Annotated in this window: 23 protein-coding genes and 7 pseudogenes; 5 read left to right on the top strand and 25 right to left on the bottom strand. The window is 40.6% G+C overall.

What is annotated here, in order from left to right:
• Positions 1-66 precede the first annotated feature (66 nt).
• The 9 genes and pseudogenes from O3642_RS00305 to O3642_RS00265 form a co-directional block, all read right to left on the bottom strand.
• On the bottom strand, positions 67-2,052 hold the full coding sequence (locus O3642_RS00305; RefSeq protein WP_155172098.1) for a peptide ABC transporter substrate-binding protein: 1,986 nt from the start codon (positions 2,050-2,052) through the stop codon (positions 67-69).
• Positions 2,053-2,181: 129 nt separating this feature from the next.
• Positions 2,182-3,219 (bottom strand): M42 family metallopeptidase, encoded by a 1,038-nt coding sequence (locus O3642_RS00300; protein WP_155172100.1) that lies wholly within the window; start codon positions 3,217-3,219, stop codon positions 2,182-2,184.
• Between the two features lie 86 nt (positions 3,220-3,305).
• The gene (locus O3642_RS00295; RefSeq protein WP_155172102.1) at positions 3,306-3,680 is read right to left on the bottom strand and encodes a hypothetical protein; all 375 of its coding nucleotides are present in this window, start codon (positions 3,678-3,680) and stop codon (positions 3,306-3,308) included.
• Positions 3,681-3,703: 23 nt separating this feature from the next.
• Positions 3,704-4,069: an EndoU domain-containing protein gene (locus tag O3642_RS00290; protein WP_155172104.1), complete on the bottom strand. Its 366-nt coding sequence runs from the start codon at positions 4,067-4,069 to the stop codon at positions 3,704-3,706.
• 7 nt (positions 4,070-4,076) lie between these two features.
• On the bottom strand, positions 4,077-4,601 hold the full coding sequence (locus O3642_RS00285; RefSeq protein ID WP_241672661.1) for a hypothetical protein: 525 nt from the start codon (positions 4,599-4,601) through the stop codon (positions 4,077-4,079).
• A gap of 156 nt (positions 4,602-4,757) precedes the next feature.
• Complete coding sequence (gene galE, locus O3642_RS00280; protein WP_371605141.1) at positions 4,758-5,756, bottom strand: UDP-glucose 4-epimerase GalE; 999 nt, start codon at positions 5,754-5,756, stop codon at positions 4,758-4,760.
• 64 nt (positions 5,757-5,820) lie between these two features.
• The gene (galT, locus tag O3642_RS00275) at positions 5,821-7,293 is read right to left on the bottom strand and encodes a UDP-glucose--hexose-1-phosphate uridylyltransferase (protein WP_155172108.1); all 1,473 of its coding nucleotides are present in this window, start codon (positions 7,291-7,293) and stop codon (positions 5,821-5,823) included.
• Positions 7,290-7,949, bottom strand: a pseudogene (locus O3642_RS00270) (HAD family hydrolase). The gene galT and the pseudogene O3642_RS00270 overlap by 4 nt, the downstream one beginning before the upstream one ends.
• 9 nt (positions 7,950-7,958) lie before the next feature.
• Positions 7,959-9,125, bottom strand: coding sequence for a galactokinase (locus tag O3642_RS00265; protein WP_151378755.1), 1,167 nt, complete (start codon positions 9,123-9,125; stop codon positions 7,959-7,961).
• 141 nt (positions 9,126-9,266) lie between these two features.
• Here O3642_RS00265 and O3642_RS00260 point away from each other — a divergent pair, with 141 nt between their 5' ends.
• Both O3642_RS00260 and birA read left to right on the top strand, forming a co-directional pair.
• Positions 9,267-10,268 (top strand): LacI family DNA-binding transcriptional regulator, encoded by a 1,002-nt coding sequence (locus O3642_RS00260; protein ID WP_003002635.1) that lies wholly within the window; start codon positions 9,267-9,269, stop codon positions 10,266-10,268.
• A 29-nt stretch (positions 10,269-10,297) separates the two neighbouring features.
• Positions 10,298-11,233: a bifunctional biotin--[acetyl-CoA-carboxylase] ligase/biotin operon repressor BirA gene (gene birA / locus O3642_RS00255; protein ID WP_371605140.1), complete on the top strand. Its 936-nt coding sequence runs from the start codon at positions 10,298-10,300 to the stop codon at positions 11,231-11,233.
• Positions 11,234-11,281: 48 nt separating this feature from the next.
• Here birA and O3642_RS00250 read toward each other — a convergent pair.
• A pseudogene (locus O3642_RS00250) lies at positions 11,282-11,745 on the bottom strand (immunity protein YezG family protein).
• A gap of 439 nt (positions 11,746-12,184) precedes the next feature.
• Between O3642_RS00250 and O3642_RS00245 the strand changes: the two are divergent.
• Positions 12,185-13,039, top strand: a pseudogene (locus O3642_RS00245) (VOC family protein).
• An 86-nt stretch (positions 13,040-13,125) separates the two neighbouring features.
• Positions 13,126-13,383, top strand: a complete 258-nt coding sequence (locus O3642_RS00240; RefSeq protein ID WP_003002739.1) for a metal-sensitive transcriptional regulator — start codon at positions 13,126-13,128, stop codon at positions 13,381-13,383.
• A gap of 91 nt (positions 13,384-13,474) precedes the next feature.
• Here O3642_RS00240 and O3642_RS00235 read toward each other — a convergent pair whose 3' ends face one another.
• Genes O3642_RS00235 through O3642_RS00225 form a run of 3 tightly spaced genes read right to left on the bottom strand, consistent with a single transcriptional unit; the run spans position 13,475 to position 15,742 of the window.
• Positions 13,475-13,771, bottom strand: a complete 297-nt coding sequence (locus tag O3642_RS00235; RefSeq protein ID WP_155172116.1) for a rhodanese-like domain-containing protein — start codon at positions 13,769-13,771, stop codon at positions 13,475-13,477.
• Positions 13,761-15,416 carry an FAD-dependent oxidoreductase gene (locus O3642_RS00230; RefSeq protein WP_155172118.1) on the bottom strand — a complete coding sequence of 552 codons (1,656 nt, stop codon included), beginning with the start codon at positions 15,414-15,416 and terminating at the stop codon, positions 13,761-13,763. Before O3642_RS00230 ends, O3642_RS00235 begins: the two co-directional genes overlap by 11 nt.
• Positions 15,417-15,436: 20 nt before the next feature.
• Positions 15,437-15,742, bottom strand: a complete 306-nt coding sequence (locus O3642_RS00225) for a rhodanese-like domain-containing protein (protein ID WP_003002677.1) — start codon at positions 15,740-15,742, stop codon at positions 15,437-15,439.
• Between the two features lie 328 nt (positions 15,743-16,070).
• Here O3642_RS00225 and O3642_RS00220 point away from each other — a divergent pair.
• Positions 16,071-16,300: pseudogene (locus O3642_RS00220) on the top strand (helix-turn-helix domain-containing protein); the annotation flags it as partial.
• Here O3642_RS00220 and O3642_RS00215 read toward each other — a convergent pair.
• The 12 genes and pseudogenes from O3642_RS00215 to O3642_RS00160 all read right to left on the bottom strand — a co-directional run.
• Positions 16,298-16,515: pseudogene (locus O3642_RS00215) on the bottom strand (hypothetical protein); the annotation flags it as partial. The pseudogenes O3642_RS00220 and O3642_RS00215 sit on opposite strands and share 3 nt — an antisense overlap.
• A 359-nt stretch (positions 16,516-16,874) precedes the next feature.
• Positions 16,875-17,354, bottom strand: a complete 480-nt coding sequence (locus O3642_RS00210; protein WP_003011446.1) for a hypothetical protein — start codon at positions 17,352-17,354, stop codon at positions 16,875-16,877.
• Positions 17,355-17,511: 157 nt separating this feature from the next.
• Positions 17,512-17,949, bottom strand: a complete 438-nt coding sequence (locus tag O3642_RS00205; RefSeq protein WP_371605139.1) for a hypothetical protein — start codon at positions 17,947-17,949, stop codon at positions 17,512-17,514.
• A gap of 48 nt (positions 17,950-17,997) precedes the next feature.
• Positions 17,998-18,093 (bottom strand): annotated as a pseudogene (locus tag O3642_RS00200) (TipC family immunity protein); the annotation flags it as partial.
• Complete coding sequence (locus O3642_RS00195; RefSeq protein WP_371605138.1) at positions 18,093-18,623, bottom strand: hypothetical protein; 531 nt, start codon at positions 18,621-18,623, stop codon at positions 18,093-18,095. The pseudogene O3642_RS00200 and the gene O3642_RS00195, both read right to left, overlap by 1 nt.
• A gap of 124 nt (positions 18,624-18,747) precedes the next feature.
• The gene (locus O3642_RS00190; protein WP_371605137.1) at positions 18,748-19,701 is read right to left on the bottom strand and encodes a hypothetical protein; all 954 of its coding nucleotides are present in this window, start codon (positions 19,699-19,701) and stop codon (positions 18,748-18,750) included.
• A gap of 6 nt (positions 19,702-19,707) precedes the next feature.
• Positions 19,708-19,803, bottom strand: a pseudogene (locus O3642_RS00185) (beta-carotene 15,15'-monooxygenase); the annotation flags it as partial.
• Positions 19,804-20,197: 394 nt separating this feature from the next.
• Positions 20,198-20,914, bottom strand: coding sequence for a hypothetical protein (locus tag O3642_RS00180; protein ID WP_371605136.1), 717 nt, complete (start codon positions 20,912-20,914; stop codon positions 20,198-20,200).
• 13 nt (positions 20,915-20,927) lie between these two features.
• Complete coding sequence (locus O3642_RS00175) at positions 20,928-21,587, bottom strand: hypothetical protein (protein WP_371605135.1); 660 nt, start codon at positions 21,585-21,587, stop codon at positions 20,928-20,930.
• 76 nt (positions 21,588-21,663) lie between these two features.
• Positions 21,664-22,362, bottom strand: a complete 699-nt coding sequence (locus O3642_RS00170; RefSeq protein ID WP_371605134.1) for a hypothetical protein — start codon at positions 22,360-22,362, stop codon at positions 21,664-21,666.
• 66 nt (positions 22,363-22,428) lie between these two features.
• Positions 22,429-23,199: a hypothetical protein gene (locus tag O3642_RS00165; protein WP_371605133.1), complete on the bottom strand. Its 771-nt coding sequence runs from the start codon at positions 23,197-23,199 to the stop codon at positions 22,429-22,431.
• Positions 23,200-23,222: 23 nt separating this feature from the next.
• Complete coding sequence (locus O3642_RS00160) at positions 23,223-23,627, bottom strand: glycosyltransferase (protein ID WP_155172127.1); 405 nt, start codon at positions 23,625-23,627, stop codon at positions 23,223-23,225.
• Between the last annotated feature and the right edge of the window lie 28 nt (positions 23,628-23,655).

The raw sequence follows: 23,655 nt of genomic DNA, 5'->3' as shown, positions 1-23,655 counted from the left end.
TTTATATCAAGTAGATATTCAAATGATCCCACAAAAAACCGAGGCATCAGCCTCGGTTATCGATCCTTATTTGACGTGTTTCTTAAGATCTTCTTGTGCTTTTTTGTTTGACTCTGCTTGTTCTTTTTGCCATTTTTCAAGGGCTTTGTTGTAGTCAGCAGTTGTCACAGCTTTATCTTGGAGTTTCATTCCTTTGTAGATCACGTGGTCTTTTCCTTTACCACCAGTCCATGCAAATGGAGCTGAGAATGGTTCGATACGTGTCAAGAATGGACGTCCAGTTGATGAAGAAGTTGGGATAACAAGGGCACTATCTGTCAACCAAGCTTGCGCTGCCGCATATTTTTCGTAGCGTTTGTTGACGTCTCGTGATTCTGCACCAGCATCTTTGATCATCTTTTCAAAATCGTAAAGACCAACTTTTTTAGCTGCTTCATTGTTTTCACTTGGGTCAAATCCAAGGAAAGTCTTAGTATTTTCACCAGATGAAGCTTTCAAGATATCCATGTAAGTTGATGGATCTTGGTAGTCAGGGTTCCAACCAACATTATCAGAGAGATCCCAATCTTCGCCAGCCGCATTTGGCGCAAAGAGGGTCACATTTTGAAGGTCTTCTTTCGAAAGCATTTGGATATCGATGACGATATTTTCTTTACCAAGTGCTTCTTCAACTGATTGTTTGAAGGATTGTACCCGTTGAACTCTTGATGGTGTGGTTTGGTCTACAGGCATATCGATGTGAATTGGGAATTTCACACCTTCTGCTTCCAAGGCAGTCTTCGCTTTTGCAAACTCTTCCTTCGCTTTCTTAGCATCGAAGAGACCATTTTGACCATCGTCTAGTTTAGTAGATTTCCACTCATCTCCGTAGGTATCCAATTGTGTTTTCACCATTTCACCAAAGGTCTTGCCATCAGCTTGGACAAATGTTGGTGGAATGTAGAGGTTACGGATGATCTTGCTTGCTCCGTCTTTTCCGTTCAATTGAGCAGCATACGCTTCACGGTTGAAGGCAAAGCTGATCGCTTGACGGAAGTCCTTGTTCAAGAGAGCTTTCTTAGTAGATTGTTTTTCTTCATCGGTCTTCTTAGCAGTGTGTTTGTAAGATTGACGGTCGATGTTGGTACCAATAACATAAGAAGCGGCGTCTTGAGGAGTGTAGGTGATTTCATCTTTGAATTCTTTAGCTTGCTCTGAGTAACCAGATCCAGTTGGGAAGAGTTTTGCCAAGCTAAGAGCATTTTCTCCGAATGATTTGGCCAATTTACTTTGGTCTTGTCCATCGTAGAATTCCAATTTCACATCTGAGATGTAGACCTTGTCTTTATCCCAGTAGTTTTCATTCTTGGTCATTTCGATAGAAGATTTTGAAGTAAAGCTCTTCAAGATGTAAGGACCATTGTAAAGAAGGGAGCTAGTATCACTTGCTTGAGCGAATTTATCCCCTTTTGATTTCACGAATTTTTCGTTGACAGGGAAAGTGATCCCAAGAGTCAATTTAGAGTTCCAGTAAGATTCTGGTTGGTTCAAAGTGATTTGAAGGGTATGATCATCAACTGCTTTTACTCCTACAGCTGAGAAATCTTTATTTTTACCACTGACGTAGTCATTCAAGCCTTTGATAGAATCTTGGATGATGTAGAGCATTTCTGATTTGTTATCAGCCGCATATTTGATCCCTGTGACGAAATCTTTAGCTGTTACATCCGCATACTCTTCGCCTTCTGAATCATACCATTTAGCATCATCACGAAGTTTATAAGTATAAGTCAAGCCATCTTGCGAAACTGTCCAATCTTTTGCAAGAGATGGAATCAAGTTCCCGTATTTATCATTTTCAAACAAACCATCAATCAAGTTTCCTGTGATATCGTGGGTTGCTGCTTTACCAGATGTGATATAGTTTAGGTTTTCTGGCTCAGTCTCATAGACATATGAGAATTTTTGACCGTTGCTTGAGCTAGATGATTTAGAACCACCTGAACAAGCTGCTAGGATACCTGCTGAAAGGAGGGCAACTCCCGCAAGTGCAATGACATTTCTTTTTTTCATGTAAAACTTCTTAAGAAATTTTAAGTTTATTTTAAGATTATACCACAAAGATTTTCAGAAGAAAAGGAATTTTCAGAAAATTTTAGTTTTAGTTTAAGAAAAAACTACTCCGGAGAGTAGTTCCAAATTTTAATCTACCAAGTCGCTCTTGAGGTAGGCATCGACCATGCGCTCTGTTGCGACTACAGAATCCAAGTGGGTCCGCTCATATGAGTGGCTAGATTCGATCCCTGCTCCGAGAAGGGCATGCTTGACTTCTGCTCCTGCGCTCATGGCTGCAGAAGCATCTGATCCATAGAAAGGATAGATATCCAACTTATAAGGGATTTCTTGAGCTTTTGCCAAGGATACCAAATGCTGACGAAATTCGTAGTGATACGGTCCAGAAGCATCTTTGACACAGATGGATACCGTGTATTCATCCGTCGCTTGGTCATCTCCCATAGCCCCCATGTCCACTGCCAAGTATTCGACTACTTCAGCCGGAATACTAGAATTAGCACCATGCCCCACTTCTTCAAAGACTGAAAAGGCAAAGGTGGTCGTTACTGGCAATTGGATCTGTTCTTCCTTGTACACGCGCAGAAGATTCAAGAGAATCGCCGCGCTCACCTTGTCATCTAAATGGCGAGATTTAATAAAGCCAGTATCTGTCACAATAGTCCGAGGATCAAAGCTGACAAAATCACCTACTTCAATGCCAAGGGCACGAGTTTCTTTTTCATTGGTTACTTTTTCATCCAGACGGACTTCCATATTGTCCTGAGTCCGCTCGACAGTCCCTGCATCCTTGTAGACATGGCAAGAAGTCTGATGGACCAAAATCGTCCCAGAATGGGTCTTTCCGGTATTGGCTACATGGACCGTACAATTTTCCCCTTCAATCATATTCCATGGGAAACCACCGATACGGTCCAACTTGAGACGGCCATCTGGTTTCACCGCGCGGACAATAGCTCCCAAGGTATCCACATGGGCTGTGACATAGCGTTGTTTGTCTGTGATCACACCAGGCACGGTTACATTCACGCCGCCCTTAGCAGTCCGAGTTACTTCGTACCCAAAGCCTTCAATGGTTTTAACCAAGTAGTCCGCGATCTCACGTGTATAACCGGTCGGGGAAGGAATGGCTGTCAATTCCTGCAAATAAGTCACTGTCTGATTCATAATGCCTCCAAATATGTTTTTATTTATTCTATCATGAAATGGGGGGAATAGCTAGAGGAGAGGGGTATAGGGTGAGTTTTTCAACATCAATCCTCTAAAGTCAGTGGAAAAATATCTGCTCCACTGTGCATTTTCTCTTCCATCTCTTTCCACTCTAAAACCAATTTATATAGTTCATCAGTTGGGATAAAGCAAGGTTCTCCTAATATTTCTTCCTCAAATTGGAAGTAAACTTCTGTTATTTCTTTTCCAACTTCGATCCCCAATAAATTACCATCAAAAGCGTACTCCTCCATATTTCCAGAAATGACAGTCTCCAAAGCTTCTAGAACATCTGGATAAAAATTATGGACCTCCGAATTTAAAAAATTTGATAAGGAGTGACAATTGGAACTATCAAATTCTACTAACAAAAATTTCTGACTATCATTATTTACTTTTACAATATAGTTTCGTCTCATTTATACGCACCTTTAAAATTATTCTATTTTTGCGGATAAGCAGTAATAATTTTTCCCTCAGAATTTAAAATTATTTCAATTCTTATTCCATTTTGACCTGTCCCTACATAACGACTACCTTCTATCAATACCTTGTTGGAATATGCCTCATTAATGGCATATAGAACCTCCTGCGGACTCATATGGTCAGGGAAGAAGGTTGATTTCCCTCCATTAGCTTTCTTAAGAATCCCATTCACTTCAACTTTCGCTTCATAAACTCCAGACTTATTCAAAACAGGTTCTTTAGTACCTTCTATGACGTTTCCTGCAGTACCCTCTACCATATCATAGTGATATCCTCCCGCTCGACCTTTTCTATTGATATCACCTTCAAAAATGTGACTCAAAGACTTCTCAGTAAAATTCTCTGTTTGTTTGAGATTTGCTAACTAAGTCATCCACATTGTACATTTTGAATTCAGAAGCATTCCTATAACAACTTTCAATTTTTCTATTGGAGAAAGGAATCTTTCCTTTTACCTTACTATATACATCTGAGAAAGTTGTGTAGGGTTTATTGTAGTACTGATTATAGCCAACATAAGAGGTATACAAGGTACTTGCTAGTTGAAGGCTATCAGTAAAAGCCCTCACCTTCTTGATATCTTTTGCCCAATTGATTTCTTCCTGTGTAGCAGGTTTGCCTGTAAAAGGATCGATTCCTTCTTCAATTATATAATAATCATATTTAGTTTGAAAGGCGGGATCTCGCCAACTAAGCATTTTTTGACTATCTAAAAGGAAATAGCGATCTAGTAGGTAATCATAATTAGCGCGTTCTGTTTCAGATTTAAATAGTTGTGCATAGGGATTCACATGAGCCATGGAGATCAATATTTTAAGTTCTGGGTAGGCCTCTTCTAACGCTTCTTGATCCATTGCATCGATACGTTTCCTAAATTTCGGGTCCACCTTGGCTAATTCTGAAGGTAATAATCCTAAACTTCATTATTCACATAAAAAAGCCTAATTAGTGGTATTCCCAGCACATTCGCCCACACAAAAAACTCAAGCCAACTGACTTGAGTTTTCTTCTTATCGATCATTGTAGCCGTCTGGGTGGCTGGAATGCCAAGCCCAAGCTGTTTGGATGATGGTTTCGATATTATCAAATTTTGGTTGCCATCCGAGGATAGCACGCGCTTTCTCAGAGGATGCGATCAAGGTATCTGGATCTCCTGGTCTGCGATCAGCAATCTCAAGTGGGATCGGATGTCCTGTCACCTTGCGGGCTGCTTCAACGATTTGAAGATTAGAGAATCCGGTCGATGAGCCCAGATTAAAGGCAGTCGATGGGTTGCCATTTCGGAGATACTCCACCGCAAGCAGATGGGCATCTGCCAAGTCAAATGGATGGACATAGTCCCGAACATTGGTGCCATCTGGTGTCTTGTAGTCATCTCCAAAAATAGAGATCTTCTCGCGTTTGCCTTGAGCCAATTGTAAGACGATTGGCAAGAGGTGTGTCTCTGGTCCATGGTCTTCGCCAATCGAGCCGTCAGGTTTAGCACCCGCTACATTAAAGTAACGAAGGGGCACATACTTGATGCCGTAGGCTTGATCTGCCCAGCGCATAATGGTTTCCATCATAAGCTTGCTTTCGCCATAAGGATTAATCGGTTTTTGTGGAGTGGTTTCAAGAATCGGAATTTCTTCTGGAATACCGTAAGTGGCAGCGGTTGAAGAAAAGACGATGTGGTGCACCCCACATTCATGCATGACTTCCAAGAGTTTGACCATGCCAGCTGTATTGTTATCAAAGTATTTCAATGGATCTGCCATGGACTCGGCAACCAGTGAGTAGGCCGCAAAGTGGATGACCGCATCAATATCGGCATGTTCCTTAAAAACAGTGCGCATAAAGTCTTGATCCGCCAGGTCTCCTTGGTAAAAGACGGCATCTGGATGCACCGCTGCACGGTGGCCTGTGACCAAGCTATCGACCACGACGACTTTTTCCTGTCCTTCATTGACCAAACGGTCCACCATGTGGGAACCGATATAGCCAGCTCCTCCGAGTACGAGTATTGCCATTTGTTTTCCTTTCGCTTCTTTGTCTTCTCTCTTATTGTACCAAATTTCTGCCGCTTCTCCACACTTAAAGCGTCGCAACAAAGCGTCTAAAGGCAGCTTGTCCTTCTGCTGTTCGCTTGTAGACTCCAGCATCTTCGAGCACGCGCGCAAAAATCTGGCCGACTGATTCACGGACAAGGGCTTCTGCCTCTGCTTCGTCTGTGATGGCTGGGTGAGCAGCTTTCAAATCATCTGCCCAAGGCTGGTGGTAGGTCGCCACAGAGCTCTCACGTCCAAGCAAATAGTCTTGAACCTGCTTGAGCTCTTCTTTGAGGCGAGGTGGTAAAATGGCCAAGCCCATGACTTCGATCAGTCCGATATTTTCTTTTTTGATGTGTTGCACATCCGCATGTGGGTGATAAATGCCATCGGGATGCTCTGGTGAGGTTTGGTTGTCACGGAGCACCAAGTCCAGTTCATAATGCCCATCACGAATCCGTGCAATGGGGGTAATGGTATGGTGGGGCTGACCGTCGGATGCTGCTAAGACTTGAACTGCTGGGTCCGAGTAGCCTCGCCAGGCTGTGAGGATATGGTCTACCAGGGCAATCAATTGCGCCTTGTCATCTGAATTCAAACGAAGAACCGACATGGGCCAGTTAACAATTCCTACCGATACAGCTTCAAAGCCCTTAATGGTGAAACTTTCCTCTACAGGAGCTAACTCCATAGGGAAGGTGTGGCGTCCCCCTTGGTAATGGTCATGAGTCAGGATGGATCCCCCTACAATGGGCAGATCTGCATTGGACCCCGCAAAATAGCCTGGGAAAGTCTCGACAATGGTCAAGAGTCGCTCAAAGGTCTTGCGGCTAATGGCCATGGGCACATGCTGGCTATCGAGGAAAATGCAGTGTTCATTGAAGTAGGCATAAGGGGAATACTGAAAGCCCCAATCATGACCGTCCATATCAAAGCGAATAATCCTGTGATTGGCCCGAGCTGGATGGTCTAGGCGACCTTGATAGCCTTCATTTTCAAAGCACAATTGGCAGGCTGGATAATGACTGGCTTTGGCAAGCTTGGCCGCCGCAATGTCTTTAGGATCTTTTTCAGGTTTTGATAGATTGATGGTGATTTCAAGAGAACCGTAGGGAGTTTCTGCCTCAAAGGCAATATTTTGCGCAATGGCCTCTACCTTGATGTAATCATTGCGCTTAGAGAGGGCATAGAAATCCGCAATCGCGTCTTCCTTAGACTGACGGTAGGTCTCCCAGAAACAATGGTTGACTTGACTAGGGCTAGGGGTGATCCAATCCATCAACTCCGCACCCAAACTGTCTTTTGCGGCCATGCTGTCTTGGATCTTGTTATTTGCAACAGCGATCTCTACCAGCTGATCTTTGAGCGCAATCAAGTCTGCCTTATGAGCTGGAGCGTCTAGCCCTTCTTCTCCAACGCGACTCATGACGCGATTTTTTAGATAAATCCGATCCATCTCTTCGTAGTCACTTGCCGCAATGACGGCTGTGACAAATGCATCCAAAATTCCCTGATTCATTGATTCTCCTTCTTACGTTTTAAATAGTCTCTGACAGCATCCAAATCCTGGAAAACTTGTTCTGCTTTAGTTAAGAAAGACTGTGCTGGTACTTTTAAATCTGGAACACATATGACTGGTATTCCAGCCCTATAGGCTGCTTCAATCCCTGCCTCACTATCCTCTAGTACTAAGCAATTCTCTGGTAAAGCATTCAAATCACTTCAAGCCTTTAAAAATATATCTGGGTAAGGTTTACTTCGTTTGACATCTTTTGCAAAAACTAGATGGTCAAATACGGACAGGATCCCATTGCTATCCAAGATCATTCTAGCCCGAGATTCAACACTTGAAGTTGCTAGAGCGATTGGGATACCCTCTGTTTTCAAAAAAGTAAGTAAATTCTTAGCACCTTTTTTTAAATGAACACCTTGGGCTAAGATTTGAGCTTCCAGTTCATAGACTTTAGCCAAGGTTTGGTCAAAGTTCCATGGTAAATCATAGGTATCCAAAAATCGTTGAACATTCTCCTCTTCCCTATGTCCACTGTAGTCTCTAGAATAAGTTTCTTCTGTGAAAGGAATTCCAAAATCTCTAAGCAATTCTTGATAAACTTTTAGAGAAATGATTTCCGTATCGGCTAATAAGCCATCTAAATCAAATATTACAGCTTCCATTATTATCACCTAGTCTAAAACTCGTGTCCCTGCCGCAACTTCTGCAATATAAAAGCTAGGCGCATAGCCAACGACTTCTTCATAGCGTTTGCCGACAGCTTCTTCAAATGCTTCAACTTTATCTTTGTTTACAAGGGCGATGGCGCAACCACCAAAGCCTGCTCCTGTCATACGAGCGCCCAAGACGCCTTCTTGTTCCCAGGCTGTATGCACCAAAGTATCTAATTCTAGACCAGTCACTTCGTAGTCATGCTCCAAGGATACGTGGGAAGCATTCATGAGACGGCCAAAGCCTTCCAAATCACCTGCTTCAAGTGCCTTACGTGCTTGGAGAGTCCGTTGGTTTTCAAGTACAGCATGACGAGCCCGTTTGATGCGATTTTCATCCTTGATTAAGTAGCTGTAGGCATCAAAAGACCAGAGATCCAATTCCCCTAAGGTTTGGATATCCAATTTTTCTTGGAGTTCAGAGACTGCGGTTTCACATTCTGAACGACGTTCATTGTATTTTGAATCCGCTAATTCCCGGCGTTTGTTGGTGTTCATGATGACCACGACATTGTCTTTGAGGTCCAGCGGTACCAAATCATACTCTAGGGTGTTGGTATCGAGATAAATAGCCCGTTGATCAGCCCCCATACCGATGGCAAATTGGTCCATGATCCCAGAGTTAACTCCGATGAAGTGATTTTCGGTTTGTTTCCCGATCTTGACCAAATCTAGACGGTCTAACTGAAGATCATATAGTTTCTCAGCAATGACGCCAATCAAGAGCTCAAGCGATGCTGAAGAAGAAAGACCGGATCCGTTTGGAATATTGCCGTAGACATAGACATCCATACCGCTATCAATGACATGACCAGCTTCTTGCAAGAAGTGGAGCACGCCTTTTGGATAGTTGGTCCAGTTGTGCTCTTTTTCAAAGTGGAGATTTTCAAGTGGAACTTCAATGATCCCCTTGTCTTCAAAGTTTCCTGAGAAGAAACGCAAGACCTTATCCTCACGCTTTCTTGCCGCTCCGTAGGTACCAAGAGTGATGGCTGCTGGGAAGACATGCCCACCATTATAGTCAGTGTGTTCACCGATCAGATTGATCCGTCCTGGTGAAAAGAAAGTGTGATCTGCTTCTGCTCCAAAGACTGTTTGAAAAGCTTCCCGAAGTTCTTGAGTATTCATTGAGATTACCTCACTTATATAGTTATTTACCACTAGTGTAACCCCTTTCATGCAACAAATCAATTATTTTACTAAAGTTTTAGTAAAATTCGCTAATATGACGAAACCTATGATATACTAGAAGAAAGAAGGAGAAAACGAATGGCCACATTAAAGGATATTGCTAACCTCGCAGACGTATCCATCGCCACTGTCTCTCGTGTTCTGAACCAAGATGCCAGTCTTTCTGTAACGGAGGAAACCCGCCACAGAATTTTGACTGTTGCTGACGAACTAGGCTACACCAGACATCAGAAAAGTGGGAACTTTAAAAAAGAAAAACAGCAAATTGTCATCATCCAATGGAAAAGTGAAGAGGGAGAGCTGGACGACCTCTACTATTACAACATCCGCTTAGGCATTGAAAAAAGAGCACAGGATCTCGACTATGGGATTCTCCGCTATTTCAATGATATTCCTTTTCGATTAGGTGAGGAAGTTATTGGGGTCCTTTGTATCGGAAAGTTTAGTAGGGTTCAGATTGTCGAGTTAGAAAGGCTAGACAAACCTCTTGTTTTTGTCGATAGTAACACCCTTAACCAAGGTCACCCTTGCGTCGCGACTGAATTTGAAAATGCTGTACAGACTGCTCTTTCCTATTTACGAAAACAAGGCTGTCAAACAATTGGGCTCCTTAGCGGTGAGGAAAAAACAACTGACCTATTGGAAAGTATTCCCGATCCTCGGCGACGAGCCTATCGAAACTATTGTATTGAAAGAAGTATTTATCACCCTGAACTCATCCTCACTGGAAGTTTTACAGCTCAATCAGGCTATGACCTCATTTCCTCTAAGCTTCAGTCTGGCTTACCCTTACCAGATGCCTATTTTGCTGCGAGTGATAGTTTAGCCATTGGGGCTCTCCGGGCTTTTCAAGAGGCCGGCATTAAGGTCCCTGATGATATCCAACTCATTTCCTTTAATGATACCAGTTTAGCCAAGCAAGTCTTTCCTCCCCTCTCTACCATCACCGTTTTTACAGAAGAAATGGGACGAACCGCAATGGATGTACTAAATAAACAAGTCCTATCTCCGAGAGAAATACCAACCCTCACTATGCTAGGAACCAAGCTAACTATTAGAGAAAGTACGAAGAATGGATGATCTTCCATCCTTTCCAAGAATAAAAAACTATGAAAACACACGAAATCCTCTTTCAAACCCTTTCTCAGGCAGATGATTATGTCAACGGAGAGCAGCTGGCAAAAGAACTAGGTGTCTCCCGAACCTCTATCTGGAAGGCCATCCAACGTCTAGAAAAAGATGGGGTCGTCATCGAATCCCTCAAAAAGAAGGGCTACAAACTGGTCTCAGGCGATATTCTGCTTCCTGCAGTGATTGCAAAAAATACCCAATTGACCGTTTCCTTAAACGAACAATGTAGCTCCACCCAATTGGATGCCAAATTAGGCATAGAAACCCATAAAGAAGGCAAGGCGCTCTACCTGGCCAATTCGCAATCCGCTGGAAAAGGCCGCTTTGGTCGTGACTACTACTGCCCTGATCAAGGTGGCATCTACATGTCCCTTCATCTCAAGCCTCAACTGCCACCTGCGGAGCTCCCTCCTTATACCTTGATGGTCGCTGGAGCTATCTACAAGGCTATTAAAAACTTGACCCTGATCGATATCGATATCAAATGGGTCAATGATATTTACTACCGCCATAAAAAAATTGGGGGAATCCTCACCGAAGCTATCACGTCGATTGAGACTGGTCTCGTCACGGATGTTATTATCGGAGTCGGTCTCAATTTAGCCATCCCTACTTTTCCAGATGAGCTACAAACCAAGGCTGGTTCCTTATTTGAAGGACCTTGTCCCATCACCCGCAATGACCTCATCAGCGAGATCTGGAAAGAATTCTTCCAAACGGATATCGATGAACTGGTCTACCTCTACAAAGAGCGCTCCCTGGTCTTAGGACGAACCGTTACCTTTGAGCAGAACCAGCAAACCTATCAAGGCATCGCCAAAGATATCTCTGATACCGGCCAACTCTTGGTCCAATTGGACAATCAGGAAGAAATCTGGCTCAATAGCGGAGAAATCTCTTTGACGAAATGGTGAAAACGAGTATAAAAAAGCCACCCGAAGGTGGTTTTTTGATTGTTTCATCTAGTTTCCATTATGCTCTCTTTGGAAAGCTGCCATAGCCTTGAACTGTTCAAGCTCTTTTTCATTCGCTGGTTGCTTGCCGAGATATTTATATTCAAAGAAATCTATTCTATCCGTTGGTCCAAAGTCGCTTTCGAGCCATGGCGCATAGTCAAAGTCCAAAGAGACTTTATTATTTTCATCCACCTTAATTGTAAAGGCAGACCACTCTGGAAGACTGTTTCCAATGAAAATTTTCTTCATATCTTCACCTAATGCAAATAGAATTATATATATTCCATTCTAAATGCTGTCTTAGGGATACCAAATGAAGATGGAATATCCATGTAATAATGCTATTCTCCTTTATATTTAAAGAAAAATATGACGCTACCACTAAGCGTTTTATCCACTTCAAAGTTGATATAAAGGTCTTCCCATTCAACCGGAATCATATCATTCACTTTATATATAATCTCTGTCATTTTTTCATTAATTTTTTTCCATTTTATCCTCCGATTTGGTCTTACACTGATTTTTATTTATAACGACACTATATTTCTAGTATAGCATAACCATTAGGTATTATAGGTTTTCAAACCAAATATGAGTCAATCGTTTTTGCCCCACTTTTGCCCCATTTTGAAATAATTACATTTAAATCTTCTTTAATTATCTTCCGAAAATCACTTATATTTCAATATTTTTAATTTCTTTCAAGATGAGAAAGCCTCCCAAATCCATGCAGGGAGCATCTAAATCAACAGGAAAAAGCCTTGAAATCAAGGCTTTTTTGCTTGTCTTTAACTGATTCGTCCCAGACTCTTCTTATTTTTATCATCTCTAAGCATCTAGATTGACATTACCATATAAGCTTGTATATATAGATGTAGCAAATAAAGTTATAACGAAGAGAGGTTTTCTATGGTTTACGAATATAATAGTCAGATTTATTTGGCTGAAGTAGCTTTAAATGTCAAGGACTTAGAAAGTCAGACAGCATTTTATCATCAGTTGCTTGGCTTGGAGATTTTGAATCAATCGGAAAAAGAAGTTCTTTTAGGTGCTGGTGGGAAATCGCTAGTTCGGCTAATTAAGACAGTTGACATTAGCAATCCTAAGCAAAGTTATGGTCTTTATCATATGGCACTTCTTTTGCCGACTCGTGAAGATTTGGTTAATGTTTTTTAACACTTGTTAGACTTAAAGATTCCATTAGTTGGTGGAGCTGATCATGGCTATTGTGAGGCTATCTATCTAGAAGACCTGGAGGGTAATGGCATAGAACTCTATAGAGATAAGCCTGTGACAGTCTGGGATATTCGTGAGGATGGTCATATTATTGGTGTGACAGAAGAACTGTCTGCACAAGCTATCTATGAACTAGGCAAAGAACTTGATCCTTTTGCAATTGCAAGTGGTACTCGTATGGGTCATGTTCACCTATCTGTAAAAAATGGCCGAGAAGTGAGTGCATTCTCCCAAGAGTCTCTTGGTCTTGAGGATAAATTCACGATTCCACATGCCAGTTGGATCGCATCAGGGGCTTACCATCACCATTTAGCTGTTAATGAATAAGGTGGTAAAGATTTAGCTCGACGTGAAAATAGCATGGCAGGTCTTGCTTACTATGTGGTTGAAGTTGAGAATAAAGAGGAGTTGTTGAAAGTATTTGCTCAATCTCAAACTAACAAGGCGATAACTAAGTAGTTTTCGTCTGCTGAATTCAGCGTGACTGACAAAGATGGTATTGTTACGCGAGTTAGAGTAGAGAACTAGGAGGCTTTATCTTTAAGAGAAGTGATACTTTTGACAAAGGGCTTTATTAGAGATATAATGTAAAAAAATCGTTTAAGGATAAATAGATGACAAAATCAAAGTACATTACACGCCTCAAACGCTCAGAAGGTCAATTGCGGGGTATCCAAAAAATGATGGAGGAAGAGCGGGATTGTGTCGATATCATCACCCAATTAACAGCAGTTCGTTCAAGCGTTGATCGTATTATTGAGTTGATGATAACCGAGAATTTAACAGCTTGTATTAATGAACCTTTAGGCGACCCTCAAGCGCAGAAGGAAAGATTGGAAAAGGCAGTTAAATACTTGATTAAACGGAAGTAACAGAATAAAGGCTTACTTGAAAAGTTGATAGAATAGTAAAAGAGCAGTTGGTTTTCTTTAGAGTAAACCAACTGCTCTTTTTGTATTTGATTTATTCTACATCACCGGGCCAGGCATTCATACCACCTTCTACATTGGTAACGGTGAGGCCTTGGGCGCTGAGAAATTGACAGGCAGAGGCAGAACGCACTCCACCTTGACAGATGACATGGTATTCATGGTCAGGTTTAAGTTCTTTGTAGCCTTGCTCCAAGGTACTTAACGGAAGATTTTTGGCACCTGGTGCATGTCCTGCTTGGAATTCATGTACTTCACGGACATCGATAAGATCTAGATTTTCATTTTGATATTTTTCATAAAAGTCAGCCATGCTGATATCAGTTACCATATTCTACTCCTTCTGGGTTAGCCATTTTGTATAGTGAATAAGCGCCGTCAAGGTTTTGGACGGTAAATCCTGCTTGCTTGAGGATACGCTCTGCGATATAGCTGCGTAAACCACTGTGGCAGCTGACGATGTAGTTTTGATTTTTGTCTAGTTCATCCAAGCGTTCCCGTAATTCGTTTAGGGGAATATGAATGGTATCGACTTTGAGTCGACCACTCTGGAATTCGCTACTTGTCCGTACATCTAGAAATTTCTTTCCCTTAGCCAGTTCGTCTTCGAGCTGGTACCATTGAACGTTGTCGCTGAGACCTTCGATAAGGTTCAAGGCTGCGTAACCCAGCATATTGACGGGATCCTTGGCAGATCCAAAAGGTGGCGCATAGGTAAACTCTAACTCTGGTAAGTCAAAGACGGTGAGATTTCCCTTGATAGCAGTTGCTAGGATATCAATTCGCTTGTCAACACCTTTCTTCCCAACTCCTTGGGCACCATAGATTTTTCCAGTGGTTGGGGCGAAGAGGAGCTTCAAGGTCATCTCAGTAGCGCCAGGATAATAACCGGCGTGGTCTTTACCGCTGACATGAAGCGCCTTGTAAGGAAATTGATTCATGCTAAGGATACGCTCGCTGAGACCAGTCGAAGCAGCTGTCATATCAAAGGCACGAACGATAGCAGTGCCGATACTGCCCTTGTTTGTACGACCGAGTCCTGCGATGACGTCCGCCACTTGGCGTCCCTGACGATTGGCAGGAGAAGCGAGAGAGATGAGAGCATCTTGACCTGTAATCTCTTGCTTGACGACGATGGCATCCCCAACTGCAAAAATATCTTTTTGACTGGTTTCGTAGTTTTCGTTGACGAGGATACCACCTCGAAGTCCCAGCTCAATCCCCGCAGCTTTGGCCAGTCTGTTTTCAGGTTCAACACCGACAGAAAGGATGGTGAGGTCAGAAGTGATCTTTTGACCATTTTCGAGAATGATGATTTTTCCTTGGTCTTCAAATCGAGTCGCAGATTGAGAAGTGATAACACGGACACCGTTTGCCAGTAATTCTGCTTGGACAAAGGCTGCCATTTCATGATCTAATGGTGGCAAGACATGAGGAGCTTTTTCGACGATGGTGACTTGCAATCCCCGTTTCGACAGGTTTTCAGCCATTTCAAGCCCGATAAAGCCTGCACCGATAACGACAGCTTCTTTTGGATGCTTGTCCAAGGCGGCCATAATCTCGTCAAGATCGGGAACATTGCGGAGTGTGTAGGCATTCTTAGCTTCTGCCAAACCTTCAATGGTAGGAACAAATGGTTTAGCTCCTGGGGAGAGGATCAACTTGTCGTAGCTTTCTGTGAATTCCTGTCCATCATGGCGTACGGTCACAGTGTGCTCTGCTGGTGAAATCTGGATAACCTCGTGAAATGGTCGCACATCGAGGTTAAAGCGTGCCTTGAGACTTTCAGGAGTTTGGACCAATAAACTATCACGGTTTGCAATTTCTCCTGAAACATAGTAAGGAAGGCCACAGTTGGCAAAGGAAACAAAGGGCCCTTTCTCAAAAATAATGATCTCAGCGTCTTCCATGAGACGTCTGAGACGGGTTGCTGCTGACATACCGCCTGCAACTCCTCCGACAATGATAATTTTCATTGGCTTTCTCCTTTAAACTTTTAGATGACCTTACCTGTCCAAGCCCTCATACCACCTCGGACATTGATGACATCATAGCCTTTTTTCTTTAGCTTTTTAGCAGCCATCTTACTACGCACACCAGAATGACAAATGACATAGAGTGTTTCTTTTGTCGTGGGCTTATAAGAACCGATTTCAGTTAGGGGGACATTTTTTGCGTTTTTGATATGGCCTCTACGGAATTCTGTAGGCGTTCGAACGTCCAGTAGCTGAATAGGTTCCTTTAGTTTAGCTTCTAATTCGCTAGTAGAAATACTATCAATTTTTGTAAATAAGTGAAACATAGGCACCTCCAAATATACCCTTATGGGGTATATTAAACTACTAAGTCAAGCTTTTGTCAAGCAAGTTGCATTGATTAGTGTTATCTCTTTTTTATTAAATTGTTTTATTCATTTTCAGTATACAAGATGCCAACTCACAACCTAAAGAGAGAAATTTTTAGTTGGTCGGTAGGTTCATTAATAGAACCTGTCCTATTTATTCAACAACTATTTCCTAGAAAATTACCTTTTCTGAAAACAGACCCCATGCCCTGTTGTAAAATGAAGTGCAACACAAAAGACGTGTTCATCTGATATACTAGAGTTGCGAAAAACAGTATAAAGAAAGATGAACATGTCCGCTAATTATCCTACCACAAATCAATCCTACAAGCACTTATCTGAAGCTGAACGAGGGAAATTGAAGCTTATTTAAGCGTAGGACTCAAACCAGCTGAGATTGCTCGTCGTCTGGGGAGAAATCGCTCTACTATTACTCGTGAAATTAATCGTGGTTCCGTAACACAAGTGAAACAAGTAAATGGACAGAAGGTCTATTACCAACACTACTATATGGAGTTCCGAATTATACTCCAACTGGTCTGTATTGGGATAAACTTTCAATGTAACACTTTGACCAGGCTGGAGGGTGTAGCTTCCATAAGTAAGAATCGAATAAACAAACCAGACTGCAAATGAAGCAAATAAGAGCCATTGACCTTTCGCGAACGTTTGCTTTTAAAACGACGTAAAAGTAGGACGAGAGAAATAATAAATATCAGCGGTGTTACCATTTAATTGTTTCCTTTCTTATAATCATCCATACCATCTTGAATTGCTGCCGCATCACCTTCATTATCTCCATATTGCCCCATTAATAAACTTATATCGTATTTTAAATCTGCTCCTACAAAATAATATTTATCAAACTTTAAGAAATCTGAAATATGCTGAGCCTTTCCTGCACCAAGTTTTATTAACTCATTCCTTTAAATCTACAAGAGATACTGAACTAACTTGACCAAACGGCATTCCTGGCATTAATAGTTTGTTTCCCATCACTATTCTCCCTGTTTCTTTTGCCATCTCGAAAGTGGTAACATTTATCATCCGTTTTCTTCTTGAACTAGTCAGTCATAAAAGAAAGAAATATCTATAGAAGGATGTCTTGAGATCCAATCTCAGACAGAATACCATTGGTAAATTTTATCCCTACTCCGTTTTCCTTGTCCCAATCACAATCACATATAAAACCAAATTCTTCAACATGTTCATCAAAAGTCAAAGGGAACATAATTTGTTTGGGTTTCAACAGAGAATAAATTTGTTCTTCGTCTCCAATTTTATCAAGAAAATATTGTTTTGCGCTGATATTGGTGTAACCCGAAACAATGCCTGCTATTTCACTATTATAGTAAGACACAATGGCAGCATTCGTTTCGTTGATAATTTCATCTAAGTGCTCTTTAAAATAGATATATGCTCTTTCTTGATTGACTTCAAATTCTCCATCAGCATCTGCGTCAATATTCATTTCTATGACAGAATTCTTACCAAAAATAGTTACAGTAATATCCTGAGTCCAACCATAGTTATAGTTTATTTTTCCAAAAATTTGATGATTCAATTCCATTATTTACAACTTCTTATCTACAAACCTAATCTTTTTAGAACAACTGACACATTCTTCAATGATTTCCCAAAAATTCAAGTACCCTTTTGGTAATTCTTCTATTCACCTGTCACCTGTGCTTCAAACCTAATATCCCTGTCTGAAATATTCGTTATTTTTATTTGTTTTGAGTTTGGAATCTCAAATTCCCAAGATTCTTTAAATTGAAGAACGACACCTTCTTTTGATAAATATATACTCTTATCTGGATTATTTTTGTTGGGATATTGCTTGATGATGAGTAGATCTCGCTAATTTCTTGCTTCAAAACATCATAGTTAGTCCCTACAAGGTTTCCTTCTCCACCCTGCCACCATGAGGTTTTCCCAGATAATTCTAATTTCCCACCAGAAATCTGAGATAGATATAATTTGGGAGAATATTCCTTTTGTTTTGAGGTCGGAACTTTTAAAACTATGGAATCCCCTGGTTTCAAGGTGTAACTCGCATTTTTGAAATACAAATAAATATAATAGGAAAACACAATCGCTACAATCGCAACCACTCCAGAACATCCTAGATTCCATTTATTAAGTTGTTTTCTTTTGTTTTTCACACGCACTTCTCCCCATTCTTCGTCAGAAACTCAGATTGAGACATATCACTAATCTGCTCCAAGATTCTCTCTCCAAATATCCTTGTCGGTCACATCACCCCAATTTTTGGGGCTAAAGCGACTAGAGTAGATGGAGGTCCAGTTTACCGATCCACTACTCGAGCTTCAAAGTGGGCCGGTTTATCGTCTACATTGGTGATGGTGATGTTGTAGGGCTTTCGTTCTGTCACCCCAAATACTTCCTCAACTTCCCCTTGAACCACTATTCCATCGTTTTCTAAGTAAAAACTCTTACTTTTATCATTCGGTAAGTCTTTACGCTCGGTTTTGTCTTTTAAAAAAATTAGCTCCGTTATTGTTTGCTTTTCAACATTATAGACTATATTACTGTCTTTCATTCCCCAACCTTTTCGACCGGACAATTTTAACTTCGCATCATCTAATTTTTTAAAATGTAGTTCCGAATTATACTCTAGCTGATCTGTATTGGGATAAACTCTCAATTGAACACTTTGACCAGGCTGGAGGGTGTAGCTCCCATAAGTAAGGATCGAATAAACAAACCAAACCGCAAATGAAGCATATAAGAAGACAATGATCATTCTAGAACGCTTGCTTTTAAAACGACGTAAAAGTAAGACGAGAGAAATAATAAATATCAGTGGCGTTACCATTTGTCTTCCTTTCTTGCAACTAGAATAAGATAAAAGATACTATTATCAACCACTTAAACTGTTTCATTTTATCTAACACCTCTTTCCAAATAGTCAAAGAAGGCTTTCTACTTCTTCTTTTTCCCTATCTCTTCTTTTTAATCTGATAAAAAACAAAACTAATCGTAGCATCCAATAGAATCGAATAACCGAAAATTCTTATGGTTGCTATGAGCCAACTTGGGCTATTTTCAGCATCTATATTCAATAGTTTTAAAGACACTGCTAGAATCAAAAATAAGACAACTTCTGTAGTTAAGCGGTGCTTGGCCTTTTTGAAATCTATGGCTTTCAAAAAGAACTGACTCTGGCCTTCCTTCGATCCTTCTTCCCAATAGGTCTTATCCTTACTTCTCAGATAAAGGAGATAGCCAACTTCGACGATTAATCTTGAAAAAGCTGAAGTAAAGACTATATTGCTCACAATCCCAAATGTTTGCACATAATACCCAGATAAACTAGCCAGCCCTCCGCCTAACAAAGTGATTCCGAAAATAATCCAGAGGGAGGATCTGCTAAAGACACTAGAGGTGGCGATAGAATTCCCAGCAGCTCGTTTTTCTGAAAAGCCTCGCTTTAATTGCTTTTTTAACCAGCTGACATTATAAACTGTCAAACCGAAAAATAAAACAGTGAAACTCAACCAATAAATCTGCGAGTAGATCAGCGAATCTTTTAGAACCTCATTCGTTAAAATAGTGAGAATATAATCCATTAAAACTAATGATAGATGGATCCCATTGATCAGTACAAAGAGCATCACCGTACTCAAGAGTTGATGCTTGTAGATGAATGGTTTGCTGAATGACATGAATTGACAGCCCAGCATGAGCAATAGAAGGAGACACAGAAAAAGAAAAGGGACATTCGAAAAGGGATCTACTGTGAATTGCTCCTTGATAAAAAAGTATACATGAGTCAGGTCGATACTCAATACAAACAAACCAGCCCAGGCCAAACTCAACATTCTCACAGAAGCTCGTGTGGAAACCAGCTCCTGAAAATAGTCCTTATTTAATGCTTCTGACTGATGGTTCATCCCCCACTACTCCTCTTCTAGCTGACCACTTTTGACCAACTTTTTGTAATAGCGTTTGCTGTACCAGTCGTGGTCGCTAATTTCTAGGTATTTCTTGTATTCCAGAAGTCGTCTCAGAAAAAACATATTGACCTCTTTCTATTTCCTATGTTATATTTACTTCTTAACTCGACTATTTCTATAGCGTTCAACTGCCTTCAGCCATCGAATCATATTATTTTGCCATAGCAATAAAACTGCGACCGCTGGCAAAATTCCCATCAGACTTAAAGGGAATATCTCACTGCCAATGGGGGTTCCCATCATCTTCAAAACGAACATGGAGAGGATAGAAATCGTACCCACCAAGCCCATGACAGCCATAAAGGCTGTGAAAACCCAAGCAAATCACGAAGAACTATAGATTGTTTCTTCATTGACTCCATCCAATTTTATTACACTCTTGATCAATCGGTCTAAAATGATTGGCCAGTTAACGGCCACTTTTTTTGTAAAATCACAACTCTTCATATTCTGGATGCTTTCGGATATAGATGGCTGCGTAAACGGCATCCACGATAACCGCCGGAAACGTCAATGTGATTAACATCCCCAAGAAAAGACCGAAGATTCTCTCAACATAGCCTGTCATCACGGCTATGAACAGCAGCATAATTCCAATAATTCCCAAAATGTTGAAAAGCCATTCTTTTTTCTTACTATTCACCTTGTAGGTCTCCCATTGGTTAATCTTCCAAATTTTTCCTTGATTTTGAGGGAGGTAATACCAGGCATAAATCAAGGTCATCCCAACAAATAGGATCAAGATGGGAATGAGATAAAAGAAGGTTAAGCTAGAATCATTGACCGTTCGTGCACTAATAGAACCCTCGCCCAAGGTAAACATCAATAGACCAATAAAGGTGAAGCTGACGATTATTGTCCAAGCTACCAAGCCGATTAAGATGTAGGTCAGAGATTTAAAGCGATTCACTAAAGAGTTAAAAAGCCCTAAGATAATACTGAATCCATTAATAAAAATGCAAGAAAGAAATAAAACCTTGATAATACCAATCGTGTCTTCGTAGCCACCCGCAAAATATAAAAATGTCGTAATCGGTAGCATGATCCGAGGATAAAATTTAATATAGCCTAGACTAACCTCATTTGTTATTATAGGACCGTGGTAACGTTCTTCGATCACTACTTTCTTTTTCTTTGAAGCTTTTGACATGAACTCCCTCTCATCAACTCTCTGCTTCTTCTTTAAAAAGCACTTTCCCTTGGCTGTACAGTTTCATAATCTTCACAAAACGAACTGGGTTGTTTTGGTTGTAAAGCAATATCATTGTAAACCAGATTATCCCTATCCCCCAGAACTCATAATTAGTCTCAATAGGCTGACCAAATGATTTAATACAACTATAAATAACATATATAGAATGAAAATTAAAAAGCACAAGAATCCATCGAACAATTCGAAAAATAGTAGCTGAGCACTTAGCCGGATCAAAATTTTCTTCACCTATCATTAAATTATGAGAAGCTGCATAATGAAAAATCTTCTCTGTCGTAGGTTGTGCTTTGCGAACATTTTTATAAAGTCCTCGCTCAAGAATAGCAACCAAAAGCAAAAATTCAGCCAACCAAAATAGTAGGATATAGGTCAAACTGGTCCAGTTATAGACCCCGATACTCATAGCCGCAAGGAAGCCAAAGCCACCCGTTCCACCGGCCATGAAGAAAATCACCAATTCAGGAATGTAAGCGTTGGTCTTCCGAGCCCCTTCAGTATTGAGCAGAAAACTTTTGGGAGCGGCTAAAGCCTCTCCTGTCTGTTGGTCATAATAGACCGCCTGACCATCACATTCGCCGATAAAGACACGGCGCCGTCTAAGAAAAAACATACATACCTCTTTCTATTTATGAAAATAAGTTCTTAAAATCTCCTAACCATTAGGAATAAATTGCACGACGAGAATCCTACTCTTCATATTCTGGGTGTTTGCGTACATAGCGAGCCGCCTGAACTCCATCCACTATGAGAGCCGGGAAAACGAAGTTCATTGAGATGCCCAAGAAAACACCAAAGATATTCTCAATGTAGCCAGTAATAATAGCTGGTGCTAACAATACAGCTACAAAAGCAACTCCAAAATTAAACATCCGCTCTTGCTTCTTGTCATTGTCATCACCACCATAAGTCTCCCATCGGTTGAAAGCCCAGATTTTCCCCTGATTTTTAGGAAGATAATACCAGGAGTAGAGCCCTGTAGAAAAAAGCAGGATACAGAGAGCTACCAGATTGTAAATAAGTGCCCAGACTGAATAGATCCCGTCATTACCAACTAGCATAATCAAGCCTATAAAAGTCATGTCAACGTTTAAAATCAAAACAAGTATGGAAACAAAAAGATAGATAAAACTCTTAAATCTCACAATAAAACGATCAAAGAAAGAGAGTGGGATTGCTACACCACTAATAACCATGCAAACAATGAACAAGATTTTATAAATGCCGATATGATCGATATAGGTCGTCCCAAAATACGCCATAAAAGATACTGGTAGTGTAATAGAAGGTAGAAGCTTGATATAGCCTAGACTAACCCCATTTGTAATCAAAGGGCCGTGGTATCGTTCTTCGAGCACTGCTTTCTTTTTCTTTGAAGCTTTTGACATGAACTCCCTCTCCTTATCTGGTCAGATTGATTTTATACAAGAAAACTTTTTTCTACTCTCTACCTTCTACTTCAAAACTTGGTTTTCATTTTTCTGTAGTTCGGTGATGATAGGTTCTTGATCTGTTCCCATCCTCACTTCTAGATAGACATCTGGATCGTCATCAGCTCTACATATCACACTAATTTTTCCCTCCTCAAACCGTTGTGACAATTTCAAGATTCTAACGAAATTATTTTGATTGAACCCAACAAAAGCAACTCCCAACAAAAGACCTGCAAATATAATCTTAAAAATCTCTCCTCCAATCGGTTGCCCCAACAAGTCTTTAAAGCGGGAAATAAAATCATAGACATAGTAGAAACCAACTGCAGGAGCAGTAAATAAGAGTGCATTAAAATATAAAAAAGCACCTTTGCTAAATCCTTTTTTTTCCGTCTTTTCCTCTTCGTCTTGATTTTCGTCATCGGGATAAATCATAGTAGTCAGACAAACCGTTTGAGTAGTCACTTGAGCTTTATTGACATTTCTATACAAGGCTCGTTCTACAAGGAGAGTGACAAAAGCAAATTCTGCTATCCAGATAAGAATAACACTCCAAAAAGCAGTCATACTATAAGTTCCTTGTAAAAATAGACTAAAGAAAGAAGTAAGACCACCTCCGCTAAACATAAAGAAAACAACTAATGAAGGAATATGCCTGTTCATTTTACTTGATTTCTCTGTATCTAATAGTTTACTCTTTGGCGCTTCTAAAACTTCATGGGTCTTACGATCATAATAAATGGCTTTGTCATAATATTGATTCAAATAAAAACGACGTCTTCTAAAAAACATATCTGTCCCTTTCTCACCCAAGTCTATTTCAAGTATTTTTTGCCATAGTCTTCGTAGCTTGGTTGCTCTTTTTTATTCATCGCATACAGCAAGAGTCCGCTCAAATCATCCTTTTCTGAACTCGGTTGGATCATGATGGCAATATTTCTATCCTGATCTGGGAAAATCACAGAATAAGACTCACCATGTTGCTCGATTTTGTAGTATACAAGATTCCCTTTTTTCTCAATAGATTTTTGTTTATAGGGATATTCTTTTCCGTCTACTGTCACAGTGTCTTTAGTAAAGACCAGCACACCATTTTTCTTATCGCCTGTTTGGACTTTCCATTCCCCTTCAAGCTTAGCCGAAGACGTACCACAAGCCGCTATCAGAACCAAAGAAAGAGACAGAAGAACCGCAGCCATTATTTTTTTCATTTTACCCATTATGATTTCACACTCCTAAAATTTTATT

This window comes from Streptococcus sp. 27098_8_66, assembly GCF_041431945.1.
In the GTDB taxonomy this organism is placed as follows: Bacteria; Bacillota; Bacilli; order Lactobacillales; family Streptococcaceae; genus Streptococcus; species Streptococcus dentalis.
Note: the sequence above shows the minus strand (reverse complement) of the source record. Positions and strands in the feature narration are given on the sequence as shown.